This is a genomic window from Flagellimonas sp. L-11 (assembly GCF_056857735.1).
The window spans coordinates 55687-70213 of record NZ_JBSXNR010000074.1 but is presented as its reverse complement, the minus strand read 5'-3'; the positions used below and the strand labels follow the sequence as shown (position 1 = coordinate 70213).

The window sequence follows — 14527 nt, the reverse complement described above, 5'->3', positions numbered from 1 at the left end:
AAAATAAACGGATTCGTTGTAATTCAACGATATTATAACTCTGTTTTAAAACGGTCTATCATGCTTTTTTACAAATTGAGGCACCACTTCCATAAATGGTCATAATTATTTGTCCCTACCGTACTTTTTGTGATAAATCCATGCTGCTACTCCCCCAACAAATGCAAAAACGCTCAACATCAAGAATACATTTTGGTGTCCCAATTCCTCTCCGGGGTGTGCATCCAGCAGCATACCGTAGGCCGGACCCGCAAAGACATCGGGGGTATAGCCGATCAAAGAGATGAGTCCGACAGCGGTTCCCGTTAATGCCATTGGTATTTTACCAACGTGCATTACTCCAAAATACAGGGCCCGTATGCCATAAACCCCTGCCGCAATAACAACTACCGATATAAAAAACAAGAGTGTGGTTGTTGGGGCTATCACGCCACTGGCAAAGAGCAATCCTCCAATCAATGCCAAAACAAAGCTTACCACTAACAGCCATGTAATTTTCAATCTATCAGCGATCAAACCAAAAAGAATGCCTATGGTAGGACGTAGAAATTGTAGCAGGGTTCCCACTTTGGCGGAATCCACTTGATTGTACAACATGACTTCTTCGGTATATTGCGAGATGATATCCGTAATCTTGTAACCTACATAACCACACAGTATAATTACCATGAGCAACCAAACCGAAGGTAATTTAAGCACTTGTTTAATATCTTTCCAAGAAATGCGTTCGAGAATGATTTTCTGATCACTTTCTGTGGTTTTCATGAAAAACCACACTAATACCCCTACCAAAATAATAATGATGGAGGCTGTATATAGAACATAAGTGAACGCTTTTTTGCGGTCATCAAGATCGGGAGAATCCGATAAAAAAAACGAAAAGACCACTACGCCCATCAAACTGAACAAGGCGCCTGTTAGTCCTCGACCACCATCGAGAAAGCCAAAGGCTTTTCCTTGGGAATCAGTTCCTCCCCAAATTCTTGTGGCCTTGATCATGGGTGCCCAAAAAAGAAAAATAGTGGTAAAACCCCACCAACCGTATAATATTTGGAGTACCCAAAATGCTGGATAGTGAGCAAACACAAAGCCACCCAAAGCAGTCATCCATAAGGCAATGGCTATCAATTTTCGGGCTTGATATTTATCTGCCAAAGGTCCGCCCAGCACATAAGAAACCATCGCCACCAAACCGTACACCGAAAAGCAAAGCCCCAACTGAACATTGTCCAACTCCAAAACATCCAACACAGTGGGTCTAAAAACGCGCGGCAATACAAAAGGAAGGATAAAGATGGCCTCTCCCGAAAGAATCAACAATAATAAATAGAACCAACTCGGTTTTGTTTCGTTCAAAACTAGGATTTGGATAAAAGTCACTAAAAAAACCGGAAAAACCCAAAAGCATGAAGAATAAAAAATCGGGTATCTTTAAGGTTTCTAAAATCGACCCTAAATGATCCGACTACTTTTTTTATCTCTTATACCTATTATAATAAGCTGTAAAAAGGAGACCACCAACCATTTCGATTTGGCAATCACCAATGCCCAGGTCATCCATCTGGAAACTGGAAAAGTTGAACACCAGAACATTTTTATTTCCAACGGTATAATTGAAGCGGTCGAAGCAGTTGGCTCAATTAATTTTAAAGCTGATTCCACCATCGACGCCTCTGGAAAATATCTACTGCCCGGGTTTTGGGACAACCATATCCATTTACGTGGCGGGGACTCTTTGATTGCAAACAACAAGAATTTTTTAAAATTATTTATTGCCAACGGCATTACCACGGTCCGTGATGCAGGTGGTGACCTTACCCATTCTGTTATGGAATGGAAAAACAAAATCGCTTCGGAAGAATTGACCGGCCCCACGATTTTTACTGCAGGACCTAAAATTGATGGCCCAAAAGCCACTTGGGCGGGCTCTTTGGAAGTTGAAACGGAAGAAGCTGTTGTACAGGCTTTGGATTCCCTTGAAGCCTTGAACGTAGACTTTGTAAAAATTTATGATAGCAGAATTTCTCCTAAAAACTACCTAAAAGCTATCGAAGAAGCCAAAAAAAGGGGATTCACTGTATCGGGCCACATGCCGTTTACTGTTACTTTGGATGAAACCATTAATGCTGGGATGGATGGCATTGAACACCTCTACTACATAATGAAGGGGAGTGCCGGCAATGAACTTGAGGTTACCAAAAAAATGAACAATGGCGAAATGGGCTTTTGGAACGCCATGCCCGCTCTTTTGGACGCTTATTCGGATAGTACCGCGCAGGCGACTTTTAATAAATTAAAAGAAAACGATGTCTTTGTGGTGCCAACGCTTCATATTGGAAAAACATTAAGTTATTTGGATGAGGTTGACCATACCAAGGACAAATACCTTAAATACATGGGCAAGGGAATAATTAAGACCTATCAAGGTAGAATCCGATCAGCATTAAATTCATCTGAAGAAGCTAGGGAAAATCGCAAAAAACTTGATACTTTCTTTGGTAAATTGGCTAAATCACTTAACGATGCTGGGGTTCTGCTATTGGCCGGGTCGGATAGTGGTGCTTTTAACTCCTACACATACCCCGGCATATCTTTGCACAAAGAATTACAGGTAATGGTGGAAAACGGAGTATCGCCATTGAACGCACTTCGCACCTCAACCTTGAACGGTGCTAAGTTTTTAAATAAAACCGATGACTATGGAGCTGTTTCCAAAGGAAAAGTGTCAGACTTGGTTATTTTGGAAGCCAACCCGTTGGATGATATTGAAAATAGTCAAAAGATTTTTACAGTAATCAAAGGAACCCAAGTATTTTCCAAAATTGAGTTACAAGAATTATTGAACAGTGCTGCAATTGAATAATATCGTTTTAAACTAACGCAATTCCTTTACACTATTTAAAGATCAACGTTTCATATTTTGGTATCTTTAGCATTTCATTTTTTTTAAACCTATTATATGATCAAAAAATTAGCAACCCTATTTATCTTATTTGGATTATTAACCGTAAATGCCCAACAACCCGGGGAGGATGAAATGGGTGCCTGGTACATGTATTTTGGCACCAACAAAGTTTCGGAACGCTTCAGTATTCACACCGAGGCCCAGTTCCGATTTTACGAAACCACCAGCAACTTTAACCAAATGCTTCTGCGAACCGGGCTCAATTATCATATAAATCCAAATGCCATAGCTACGGCCGGTTATGGTTATATTGGCACGGACAATACCTTCTTTGAACTCGAAGGCGAGGTCAATTCCAAAGAACATCGAATTTTTGAGCAGTTTATTCTAAAGAATAAAGTTTGGGAATTTCTATTTGAGCACCGTTACAGGTTAGAACAACGTTTCTTGGATTTTGGCGAGACTACAGAAACCCAGCATCGGGCACGCTACCGTATTCAGATGACCTTGCCCCTTACAAATACTTTTTTCTTGAATTTCTATGATGAGCTTTTTATTAACCTCCAAGATGATTTATTCGGTCAAAACCGACTATACGGAGCTGTTGGCATACACATTACGGAGAACAGTAGTGTGCAGCTGGGGTACCTGAGAAACCAGTTTGCAAATGCCGTTTATAACCGATTACAGTTGGGAGTTTTCTACAATCCAGATTTGAGGGGACTCTTCAAAAAGAAGAAACCTTAAAAATGTTTGACAGCAGTACATATTATCCCTAACTTATAGGCTAATCTTTAAAACAATAATTTTAATGAAAAAAGTACAAATAACAGTCCTAGCGCTACTATTTATAACGGCCTTTAGCTGTAAGCAAGCAAAAAAAGAAGCCCAAGAAACAACGGAGGAAGTTGAGGAAACCGTTGAACAAGTGGCAGAAAAAATCGACCCACAGGTCATTACTTTTGAAATGGAACCAAAAAGCGATAGCAATGTAAGTGGTGAAGTCGTTTTTACCCAAGATCAAGGCGAAGTGATCATGAGAGCTACCTTTTTAGGACTTGACGAAGGTGAGCATGCCATTCACCTGCACGAAAAGGCCGATTGTTCGTCTGCCGATGGAAAATCAACCGGAGGACACTGGAACCCAACTTTTGAAGAACACGGAAAATGGGGTTCGAAAGATGGTTACCACAAAGGCGATATTGGTAATTTTACCGCTGATGTCGATGGGAACGCCACCGTAGAATTTTCTACGGACGAATGGTGCATTGGTTGCGGCGATGAGAAAAAAGATATTTTGGGAAAAGCGGTAATCGTTCACCAAGGTGTTGATGATTACACATCGCAACCTTCAGGTGCCGCAGGAGCAAGAATTGCCTGTACCGGCATCATTCAATAATATTGAAATAACAACAATGCAAAAAGCTGTCCAACCGGGCAGCTTTTTTTTGTTGACCGCCCTTTAAATATTGTCTAACTTGGACCTGAATTTAAAATAACCGGGATGAAAAAATTTCAAATTGCCGCATTAAGCCTGTTACTGATAGCCGTTTTTAGCTGCAAGCAAACAAAAAAAGAAGAAGAAAAAACAGAAGAAACGGTTGCCAAGGCCTATAGTATTGTAGAAGATTCCACCACTGTTAGGTTTACTGCCTATAAAACTACAGATAAAGTTCCCGTTGGCGGAACTTTTCAAGAAGTTGAATTGACTTACACCTCTGGCGAAACACCCGAAGAAACATTGAACGGGCTTGAATTTACAATTCCTGTAAGCAGCCTTTTCACCAATGACCCCACCAATGTTAGGGATCCCAAAATTATCGAGTTCTTTTTTGATAAAATGATAGAAACACAATCCATAAACGGAACCTTCTCTTTTGATGAAAGCAACAAGTGTTCCGTGAACCTGAGGATGAACGGTGTATCTGCAGAACTTCCCGTGGAATATGAAATCACCGATGACAACCATGTAAATTTCTCGGGGATTGTGGACTTGAAGAAATGGAATGCTTTGGATGCCTTGGCTTCTTTGAACGAAGCTTGCAAGATATTACACACTGGTTCCGATGGTGTCAGCAAAACTTGGGAGGATGTTGCTATCGAAGGTTCTGTTTTATTGGAGCAGAAATAAGCAATAGCTTTTCAACAAAGATTTATGAAGAGGGCTGTTAAGAGCAGCTCTTTTTTTATATATTTAACCAACTTCGATGAATCTGGACAACCTCATACAGCAATTTCAACAAAAAGACACGGTCGCTTTTGAGACCTTGTACAATATGTATGCTGAAAATATATGTGGGGCAATCAATGTAATTGTCAAAGATTCCGAGCGGTCCCAAGAAATTTGTCAAGATGTATTTGTGAAGATTTGGGAGAAATCGAACCAGTACGATGCTTCCAAGGGACGTTTTTTTACATGGTTATTAAACATTGCACGGAATGCCGCTATCGATGAAGTGCGCTCAAAAGCCCATAAGAACAAAAAAAAGAACCTTCCCGTTGATTCTCTCGTAGGTATTTATGAAAACGGCGAAGATTTAAACAGTAAAATGGACACCATCGGTCTTCAATCTTTATTAAAAGGGTTGAAAGAAAAGTGCATTTTATTGATAGATATGCTTTATTTTAAGGGGTATACCCAGAAAGAAGCGGCCAAAGAGCTCAACACGCCAATTGGTACCATAAAAACAAGGATAAGAAGCTGTATTTCTAACATTAGAAAAAATATGGCATAAGCATGGATGTAGAAGAATACATAGCGTCTGGAATATTGGAACTCTACGTTGCTGGAGCACTGCCCCCCGAAGAAAATTTGGAGGTGCAGCATTATGCCATTCAGTACCCTGAGATCAGAAAAGAAATTGAAGCAATTGAAAGAGCTATCCTTGAACTTACCGAAGCCGCTTCGCCAAAAATGCCACAGGATGGGTTTGCAAAGGTAAAGGCTGAAATAAACGATGTTATTCCATTTACTCCCCAAACCACTTCAAGCAAGGCAACTCCGTGGCGAAGTTATTTAGGATGGGCAGCATCGGTACTATTGGCCATTGGTTTGTTCTGGATGTATACGGAAAATTCCAAACTCAAATCCGAGATAGAGCTTACCAATCAGGAAAAACAAAGCTTGGAGGACGTTCTGTCCAACACCCAAGAAGAAATAACCCTTAAGGAAAACCTATTGCAACAGCTTAGGGACAAAAACGTGACGGTGATCGCCCTTGGCGGACAAACGGTATCCCCATCATCTTACGCAAAAGCCTACTGGAACAAAGAAGAAAACAAGGTGATTATTGATGGGCAAGGTCTGCCTGAGCCGCCAGATGGGTTCACCTATCAGGTTTGGTCCTTGAAATTAGACCCGCTCACCCCTACAAGTATTGGGTTGCTGGATGATTTTGCATCACAGGACACCAAACTCTTTACCTTGGAAAACGCCAACGATTCAGAAGCATTTGGTATTACTTTGGAACCTGAAGGCGGTAGTGAAACGCCAACGCTGGAACAATTGTATACCTTGGGTGCAGTTGGTTCCTAAAACCATTTTTTTCGTTTAAAAATGATAATGGAGGTTATAGTAACAACAAGCATCACACCCAACAATATAAAATAACCGTAGGGCCATTTTAACTCGGGCATATTTTCGAAGTTCATACCATAAATACCGGCCAAAAATGTAAGTGGGATAAACACTACCGAAAAAATGGTCAAGGTCTTTATAACCTCGTTCAATCGGTGTCCTTGCACACTGAAAAAAAGGTTGATTTGGCTTTCCAATTCCATAATATCGGAATCTATATCGGTGATCAATCCATTGATCTGCTCCCTGAGTTCACTAAAATACTTAGTCTGAAATCCTTTTACCTCCACCCTTTCTAGTTTAATTATAATATCCCTAAGCCCATGTGACGCCTTTTTAAAATCTTGAATGACAGCCTTTTTTTGTTCCACTTCGAACATAAATTCCGGTGTAGGCTCACGTTTTACAATGGCATCCAATGCGTTTTCCATTATCACACTTTCCTCATATTTATCCTTATAGTTGTTTATCAAGGTTTCCAGAATAAAGAAAAGGAGGTAATCCGCCCGTTTTTTTCTGATGATTCCCTTGTTTTCGAATATGCGTTGGCGAATCCAATCAAAATGGTCGCCCCGTTTTTCTTGTATGCACCAATTAAAATCCTTGGACACCACAAAATACATTTGTTCGGATTCCATACCATGCCCTTCGGTTTTTAGGATTTGGGCAGCAATAAACAATTGGTCTTCCAATACTATGACCTTATTGCCCATTTTTGGGTTCAACAACAATCGTAATAAAAAATCATCCAGGCCATTGCCACCAACCATTTGTCTAAACTCCTCCATATACTCCAACCCATAAGTGTTTACCCAGGTAATGGATTTATCTCCTTTGGAAAGTTGCATATCTTCCTGTAAAGAGAATTTACGGTTGTAGTAATTATCCGGCGAGTAATTTATTACCCATGAATTTTCTTCAAATTCTGTTATCATGGCTTAAAAAGTGAAAGGGTTTATTCGTAGTTTAGGACTATAAGTTAATCCAAATTTACTAAGAACCATTATGATTGACCCCATGTCCTTTAAATCCGAGATTTTATTCACTATTGTTCTTCTGGCCATCATCATAGCCCTCAATTCGTTGAGCAAAAGGGCCATTAGGCGTTTTGGCAAAATCAGTTCCATTGATATGAACAGCAGGAAAATTATTTTTTACTTGAGCAACTTGCTGTATTATCTAGTAGCGTTCATTGGAATTTCGTTGATCTGGGGTGTAAACTGGGAAGATTTTTCTGTGTTTATATCGTCCATCCTGGCCATTCTGGGAGTTGGGTTTGTAGCCCAATGGTCCATTTTGTCCAACTTAACGGCCAGTGTTATACTGTTTTTTAATCATCCATTGCGTTTGGGCGACAGGATCCGCGTAATGGACAAAGATTTTGATTGGACGGGCAAAGTAGAGGATATTAGCGGTTTTTACCTTTTTATGCGCACTGATGATGGCAAACAAATAACAATACCTACCAACTTGGTGATTCAAAAAGGAATAGAAATATTAAAAGAGGAAAAAACGGAACCCGACTTAAGTGCCGATAAATAAAACGCCATGGCTTTACAACCATGGCGCACCTAAAAACAACAACCAAGCCGAGACCATGGCGATCTCCAACCTAGGTTCTTATAAGAGATGGTTAAAGACTAGCTATTTGAACCTCTTTAACAGGCCCAAGTTCGTATACTGCCCCCATTAGCTCTTGTTTTAATTCGCTTACTTTTTCTTTTTTGCCATTGGCCTTATAGATTTCTGCCGCTTGGTGAAGAATGGCCGGCTCATACGTAGCACCGATTACGTGCTTTTCTATAACCTCCATGGCTTTTTGTTCCTCTCCCAAATAAAGTAAGCTATATGCCAACCATCCATAAGACTCTGGCGTAGGTCTGTTGTTCACTTCTTTCTGTGCCAGTTTAAATGCACTCTGTTCCACATCCATGCTCAATAAAAAATCTACATTATGGGCATTGTACATATCGCCATAATCTTTGTTGTTGCCCACAATCCTATAATAGCTGTCCAATGCTTGGACTTTGAGCATATCATCATTTAAAAAGGAGGCCACTTCGGCTTTCAACAGGTAATATTCGGGAGATTTGTTCTTTTTCATGATGGAGTCCAATATCCGGAGGGCCTCGGTGCCATTTCTTTCGTGTGAGTATACTATCCAAGCTATACCTTTTTTGGCGTATGCATTTTGAGAATCTATCCGGAGCGCTCTTAGGTACAGCTTATAAGAATCTTCAATTCGCCCAGCATGTCCGTAAAAATCGGCAAGATTGGTATAGGACCACAATAGCAAATCTTTGTTTTTTGATAATTCGGCCTTAGCTGTGGCCTTTTCCATAAATTGAATGGCCGTATCCAAACCCCCTTTGTGATCGTTCCATTTTGCAACACGGATCAAATAGCCAAAGTCGGACATATTTTGGATACTATCCAAATATTGGTTGGCCAAATCATAATTGCCCAATTCCATGTGCAGGTCAAACAACAAACTCTGCGTTTCGTTTACGCCACTTCCCAAAACCCTGGCTTCCTTGGCTAATTGCAGTGCTTCTTTAAAACGGTGTTGGGAGATATAATTCCTGGCAAGAGCCCGCAAATATCCCGATTTGCCCACGGCAGCGATTTCCACGGCTTTTTTAAGGGATTGCTCGGCATCTTTTAAATATTTGATGTCACCCGTTCCTTTAAAAAAACGGCTGTATTCTCCAGCTACATTGCCCAAACTGAGCAATTGTATACTATCGGATTTGATTTTGTTATCCCAAAGTTTAAAGTATTTGGATGTGGTCCTTACAGGTTCTGATGCCAAAAAGTGATCGTAATCCTGTCTGTTTGTTTTGAATTCAGTTTCTTCCTGCTGACACGACACCAAAAACAACAGGGCCAGCGGCAAAAAGATATATTGTATTGTAGTTTTCATTTTGTTGTTGTTTTTAATTAAAAAAGGGGAAGGAAAGTTTCCTTCCCCCATCCCTTTCGTAGCAATTACTCGGGTGCTCCCAAATAGGGAAATGTAGTTGAAATATTGGCCGTAAGCCCAACACCATCAGATGTTAGCCTTGGCAAATCGGCCATACCATCGTCATCAAGATCTTGACCACTAAACCGGTCACCTTCCATACCTCCGAAGAACAAAATCAGCGATACATCAATAATGTCATCGTTTGGGTGTCTTCCTGTTAGAGCCACCTCATCCCCGTCGGGCACCAACACGTTGCCATCGCCATCAAGGTCGGTGCCTGGATTAAAATATGTTGTAGGAAGATCAGGGGCTACTTCTAGCACATCAGCCGCTAAGACCGTGGTCAAGGTCGCGGCATCCAATCCTAGAATATTGTTCTCATAATTCACATCGGCAGGGTCCAATCCCAGTTTAAGGGCGTACACATCGTGGTATTGCTCCAATCTGGCTTGAAAACCTGCTTGGAAGGTGGCTGCCATTTCCGAAGGAATTGTGGTGTTGTGGGCATCTTTAACGCTTGCCTCACCTTCCATATCAAAACTCAATGTGGTATTTATTCCTGGGCGACCAAGGTGGTCTACCTGTGCAAATGTTCCTGTAAAATCGGCTCCCATCATATCGTCGTCGTCCATCATATCATCATCCATCATCATATCATCGTCCATCATCATGTCGGCTCCGTTGTCATCATTGCTGCAGCCAACCACTAGGCCTAAGCTAAGCACAAGGGCTGTTATGTAAATTGATTGTCTTAGTTTCATAATATCTGTTTAAAGTTTCTTATTGTTTTCTGTTTGTAGTCACCCAAGTTTTATATACTGAAAGTCCAAGGGCGTTCGTAGCTGTTGGTACTCCCAACATGCTGTTTGGAATTTCCACTACAATGGAAAGTGTATTGGCGCCATCAAAAGTGTCTGCAGCTTCTTCTGGGGGCAAAAACCCTCCCGGAGCGGAATCCGTCTCAGGAGATATCACTGCATTGAACTGGAAAAAGTCAAAAAAGAATGGGTCTTGTCTGGGCCCAGCAAAAAGTGATACTCCATCAGAGGTTGTTTCTACAATGGAGGTAGCACCAGAAATCTCCACATCGCCCAAAGCAGCATCGGTATACACTTCGCTGCTCAAGCCTGTTTGAGAAGGAGCCGTTGGACCAAAAAAGTACATTCTACCGTCTCTTGCGATGGCTTGGATCACTTGGTCCTCTACCAAATCACCATCCAAATCAATATTGATTTCGGTAAGTACATCCTCGTCAAAAGTTCCGTAAGCCAACTCGGGCAATACATTGGATTGCAGGTCCACTACAAATACGGTATTGTCCGACCCCTCGCTGGGTTCAAAAGCATAAAAATCGGCAATGTCCGCAGTGGTTCCAGCCGAAGAGGGCGCATCTATATGGTCTGCAGCAACCAATACTGTGGATGCAATTACCAAGGCGCCTAAGCCTAATAGGTATTTCGTTGTTTTTTTCATGTTACTTGTTTTTAAAGTTTCGTTCACCCCTACCTACGGAACCTTTTAGGGGGTGGTTTGGTTTTTAAATGTTAAAATTATCTTAATGTAATTTTAATGAAGTACTCGCCCCTAGATCAAAAAAAGTCGGATAATTTGTTTTACTTTGGCTAGTCAATTCATTAAAATGAACCCTTCTGCCTCTGGATGGATCAATAAGTTTGGTCACCTTGTAGACCAAGAGTCTTCTAAATTTAAAGACTTTAACAGCCTGTACAGGGAACTCAAAACAAATGGCTTTATTTACGGCGTGCATTTAGATATATCTTCCTTTATTGAGGTGGAACACACCTTGAGCGAAGATGAAATTGCCAAGATCAACTTGCTCACGGCTTTATATTTTACCTATACTTTTGAAGTGGGGAAAACGGATTTCGAAGCATTTGTGAACAAAGTGTTCGAGTACTATCAGTCTTTGAATGTTAGTAAGGTTTCTTTCCTTAATAGAATATTGAGCGGTTCCAAAACGGAGTCCCAACTTGAAAAATTGATTGATTCCAGAATCTATTTAAGTGACAATACTTTTAGCAGGGCATTGGGAAATAGCCTGACCAATTCCTTGCTGTATGTTGACATCCTCATATTTATGGTTTATCTCCGAGGCAATAGGGACATGATGGAACATGCCCAACTTTTGGAGTACGTGACCATCAACATTGTTTACCATGCGCTCAACTCCAAAGAGACCCACGAATCTGATGAGAAATTAATTCAATTATTGGGTTCATCCCTAACCTATGTCGACCTCGACAAAACAAAATTTATTGGAAATTTTTCCGATTTATTGACCCAAAATTTTACCGAAAATGAAAAGGATTATTTTTTGGATATGGCCTGCTTGACCATCTGGGAAGACAAGGCTTTGGACTACACCGAAACGGACTATATTTTTGGTTTGGGAAAGGACCTTGGAAGGTCTAAAAAAGAGGTGGAATTTGAATTGGGATTTGTTGCGGATTTCTTTGAAAAAAACAAGGACAAAATTGCCTATCTGAACAGCAAAAATTTGGCCGTTCAGTTTTACGATGGTATGTCCAAAAATGTGAGCAAACTTATTCTTAGAAATAGCAAAAGATTAAAAAAGGAGCTCACCCAAAGCAGGGAGTTGGTCGCGCTTTTATCCAAGTCCACGGTCAAGGATTTAAATGCCGAAGAGAAGAAAAAAGTACAAAATCAATTGCTCGATATTTTTAAGAGTATTCCCTCTTTGGCTATTTTTATGTTGCCCGGCGGAGCGATTCTTCTGCCTATTTTTATTAAATTGATTCCGAAGTTGCTTCCCTCTGCTTTTGATGATAACCGAGTGGAAGAAAAATAGCGTTTTTTACCTAAAAAAGCTGCTATAAGAAATATTTATAGTTGATTTTTAAATTATTTTAATATTTGATAACCAGCTATTTAAATATTGTTACTCTAACCATAACTTAAAGTCTCTAACGCGCTCTCTACTTACAATAATATCATGCTCATTAAATCGGTTCAGCTTGATTTGAAGCCTTGAATTGGTATATGAAATGATGTCTCCTACGTGGTTGATATTCACATAAAACTTTCGGCTCACCCTAAAAAATGTCTGAGGCTCCAACTCCTCCTCCAACTGTTCCAAAGTAGTGTCCAACAAATAATTTCTTCCATCCGAAGTTGCCGCATAGGTTCCTTTGTTTTCGCTATAAAAACATTCCACATCATCGGCGTTTATAATTTTTAAATGTTGTCCGACCTTGGCCGTAAATCGTTTTTTGTATTCCCTCTCCAAAGGGTTAATCAAAAGATTTTTTATGTCGTTAAAATCAATCGGTATTCTACGATTTTCGGGCTTAAAATTTTGATACTTTTTCACCGCACTTTCCAGCTCTTCTTCGTCTATTGGTTTCAGTAAATAATCAATGCTATTTAACTTAAAAGCTTGGAGCGCATATTCGTCATAAGCGGTGGTAAAAATGATGGCACTTTTCACCTCGATCGCATCAAAAATTTCGAACGAAAGCCCATCGGATAATTGAATGTCCAAAAAGATTAAATCGGGGTGGGGATTATCTTGAAACCAAGCAATGGAATCTTCAACGGAATGCAACATGGTGGAGACCTCAATTTGCAATTCCGAAAGCAATCTGGACAATCGTCTTGCCGCTGGTTTTTCGTCTTCAATGATCAGGACATTCATTTTTTACGTTAATTGTTTTTTGGTTAGATACTTTATTGCCTACTGCTCTCTAAAATATAACAACTGACTTTCTACCTATTATTTTCTTATCTGTATTTATCAACATGATCTTTGTCCTCGTCCATATATTTTTGAATCTGTCTTTCTTCCCATTTTTTGAAAAAAGTGAACCTGTGTCGCAATACAATGATTGAATGGACGGCCAAAATCACTCCCCATATCAGGATGTTGGCATTGATCCAATCGTAGTAATAGGATTCCTTTGGAAAGGTCTCGGGTAAAAAGGACGTCAGGACACCCAATTTGAGCAACAACAAAGTACCGTTTACGATTACAAATATGCCGATATGCCTATAATAGCCTTTGAGTTCCTGAACTCGCTTGTTAGCGGCCTCTCTGGCCATGTCTCTATCTGTCATTATTTTACTTGTACTTGTTCATTTCCTCTTTGTCCTCATCCATATATTTTTGGATTTGACGCTCTTCCCAATCCTTGCCCAACATGGGGTTGAACCCAAAGGTTCTGGATGCATGGAACAACACTCCCACCCCCCAAGCTACCAATGTGATAAAATGTTCCCATTGCCAAAAACTATCTGACCTTAGGGAGATATTGATCAAAATAAAGGTGTTTATTACCACATAAATGGCCAAGTGTATATAAAAGCCTTTTAGTTCTTCAACCCTTTTCTTGGCTTTATTGTATTTTTCCTTATTAAAGTTTTCCATGATTATTTCCATTTATTGTTCTGTTCTTCATCGCGCATAATCTTCTCTATCTTGCGCTTTTCCCATTGTTTTCCAAAAAACGGGTTAAGGTCAAAAGTTTTAATGGCATGAAAAACAATACCGATACCCCACCCAAAAGCGGCCCACAAAAACCACATATAGCCAAAACCGGTGGTAAAATAATTGATCAGCGCCAATCCTGAGATCACCAAAACATAGGAAGTCAGGTTTCCGTAAAACTTTTTAAGCTCGTCCACGCGCTCCCTTGCCCGCATGTACTTGTTTTCTTTATCGGTATTTTCCATGGTATTCGAATTTGATGTGATGTTGCAGTTAAAAATACTCATTATTAAAATTCTTTATCGTTCATAAGTTCCTGAATCTTACGCTCTTCCCATTCTTTTCCAAAAAGGGGATTGTGTCCGTAAGCCGACATCCAGTGACCTATTAGTCCGAGACCCCATCCCACGGCCGGAAAAATAATCCATGGGAAACTTGTAGTGCTATAATTGATATATACCAGTAAAGGAATCACAATTAGGTAAGCTGTAAGATTGTAGTAAAAAGATTTGATGCATTCCACCTTCTCCTTGGCTTTGGCATATCGAAGTTCTGTTGCGTTTTCCATGACTGTTCGGTTTTGATTTTTGATTACACTGCTAAATTCGGCATAGC

General features: G+C 40.2%; 18 protein-coding genes. 8 read left to right on the top strand and 10 right to left on the bottom strand.

The window, feature by feature from the left end; genetic code table 11:
• Positions 1-105: 105 nt before the first annotated feature.
• On the bottom strand, positions 106-1356 hold the full coding sequence (locus AC13CC_RS15230; RefSeq protein ID WP_482877498.1) for an MFS transporter: 1251 nt from the start codon (positions 1354-1356) through the stop codon (positions 106-108).
• A gap of 100 nt (positions 1357-1456) precedes the next feature.
• Between AC13CC_RS15230 and AC13CC_RS15225 the strand changes: the two genes are divergently transcribed.
• The 6 genes from AC13CC_RS15225 to AC13CC_RS15200 all read left to right on the top strand — a co-directional run bounded on the left by AC13CC_RS15225 (position 1457) and on the right by AC13CC_RS15200 (position 6440).
• Positions 1457-2863, top strand: a complete 1407-nt coding sequence (locus tag AC13CC_RS15225) for an amidohydrolase family protein (protein ID WP_326279673.1) — start codon at positions 1457-1459, stop codon at positions 2861-2863.
• 96 nt (positions 2864-2959) lie between these two features.
• Positions 2960-3652: a DUF2490 domain-containing protein gene (locus tag AC13CC_RS15220; protein ID WP_482877497.1), complete on the top strand. Its 693-nt coding sequence runs from the start codon at positions 2960-2962 to the stop codon at positions 3650-3652.
• Between the two features lie 64 nt (positions 3653-3716).
• Complete coding sequence (locus AC13CC_RS15215; RefSeq protein WP_163625676.1) at positions 3717-4304, top strand: superoxide dismutase family protein; 588 nt, start codon at positions 3717-3719, stop codon at positions 4302-4304.
• A 105-nt stretch (positions 4305-4409) separates the two neighbouring features.
• Positions 4410-5036 (top strand): hypothetical protein, encoded by a 627-nt coding sequence (locus tag AC13CC_RS15210; RefSeq protein WP_482877496.1) that lies wholly within the window; start codon positions 4410-4412, stop codon positions 5034-5036.
• Between the two features lie 76 nt (positions 5037-5112).
• The gene (locus AC13CC_RS15205) at positions 5113-5640 is read left to right on the top strand and encodes an RNA polymerase sigma factor (protein WP_163625678.1); all 528 of its coding nucleotides are present in this window, start codon (positions 5113-5115) and stop codon (positions 5638-5640) included.
• A 2-nt stretch (positions 5641-5642) separates the two neighbouring features.
• Entirely contained in the window at positions 5643-6440 is a 798-nt protein-coding gene (locus tag AC13CC_RS15200; protein WP_326279666.1) for an anti-sigma factor, read from the top strand.
• Here the strand turns inward: AC13CC_RS15200 and AC13CC_RS15195 are convergent.
• Positions 6437-7417 carry a CorA family divalent cation transporter gene (locus AC13CC_RS15195; protein ID WP_482877494.1) on the bottom strand — a complete coding sequence of 327 codons (981 nt, stop codon included), beginning with the start codon at positions 7415-7417 and terminating at the stop codon, positions 6437-6439. The two genes, AC13CC_RS15200 and AC13CC_RS15195, sit on opposite strands and share 4 nt — an antisense overlap.
• A 70-nt stretch (positions 7418-7487) precedes the next feature.
• On the opposite strand from AC13CC_RS15195, the gene AC13CC_RS15190 reads away from it, so the two are divergent.
• Positions 7488-8024, top strand: coding sequence for a mechanosensitive ion channel family protein (locus AC13CC_RS15190; RefSeq protein ID WP_326407870.1), 537 nt, complete (start codon positions 7488-7490; stop codon positions 8022-8024).
• Positions 8025-8115: 91 nt separating this feature from the next.
• Here AC13CC_RS15190 and AC13CC_RS15185 read toward each other — a convergent pair whose 3' ends face one another.
• From AC13CC_RS15185 to AC13CC_RS15175, 3 genes are all read right to left on the bottom strand, one after another.
• Positions 8116-9405 (bottom strand): tetratricopeptide repeat protein, encoded by a 1290-nt coding sequence (locus AC13CC_RS15185; protein WP_482877492.1) that lies wholly within the window; start codon positions 9403-9405, stop codon positions 8116-8118.
• A gap of 65 nt (positions 9406-9470) precedes the next feature.
• On the bottom strand, positions 9471-10208 hold the full coding sequence (locus AC13CC_RS15180; RefSeq protein ID WP_293164213.1) for a DUF4331 family protein: 738 nt from the start codon (positions 10206-10208) through the stop codon (positions 9471-9473).
• A gap of 19 nt (positions 10209-10227) precedes the next feature.
• Entirely contained in the window at positions 10228-10920 is a 693-nt protein-coding gene (locus tag AC13CC_RS15175; RefSeq protein ID WP_482877489.1) for a DUF4331 family protein, read from the bottom strand.
• A gap of 166 nt (positions 10921-11086) precedes the next feature.
• Here AC13CC_RS15175 and AC13CC_RS15170 point away from each other — a divergent pair, with 166 nt between their 5' ends.
• Entirely contained in the window at positions 11087-12277 is a 1191-nt protein-coding gene (locus AC13CC_RS15170; RefSeq protein ID WP_326279657.1) for an LETM1-related biofilm-associated protein, read from the top strand.
• A gap of 90 nt (positions 12278-12367) precedes the next feature.
• Here AC13CC_RS15170 and AC13CC_RS15165 read toward each other — a convergent pair whose 3' ends face one another.
• The 5 genes from AC13CC_RS15165 to AC13CC_RS15145 form a co-directional block, all read right to left on the bottom strand.
• Positions 12368-13123 (bottom strand): LytR/AlgR family response regulator transcription factor, encoded by a 756-nt coding sequence (locus tag AC13CC_RS15165; RefSeq protein WP_326278785.1) that lies wholly within the window; start codon positions 13121-13123, stop codon positions 12368-12370.
• An 86-nt stretch (positions 13124-13209) separates the two neighbouring features.
• On the bottom strand, positions 13210-13542 hold the full coding sequence (locus AC13CC_RS15160) for a 2TM domain-containing protein (protein ID WP_482877486.1): 333 nt from the start codon (positions 13540-13542) through the stop codon (positions 13210-13212).
• Positions 13543-13546: 4 nt separating this feature from the next.
• Positions 13547-13852: a 2TM domain-containing protein gene (locus AC13CC_RS15155; RefSeq protein ID WP_326278784.1), complete on the bottom strand. Its 306-nt coding sequence runs from the start codon at positions 13850-13852 to the stop codon at positions 13547-13549.
• Positions 13853-13854: 2 nt separating this feature from the next.
• A complete protein-coding gene (locus tag AC13CC_RS15150) occupies positions 13855-14157 on the bottom strand; it encodes a 2TM domain-containing protein (protein WP_239057419.1) in 303 nt (100 codons plus the stop codon).
• A 44-nt stretch (positions 14158-14201) separates the two neighbouring features.
• Positions 14202-14480 carry a 2TM domain-containing protein gene (locus AC13CC_RS15145; RefSeq protein WP_482877485.1) on the bottom strand — a complete coding sequence of 93 codons (279 nt, stop codon included), beginning with the start codon at positions 14478-14480 and terminating at the stop codon, positions 14202-14204.
• Positions 14481-14527: the final 47 nt, after the last annotated feature.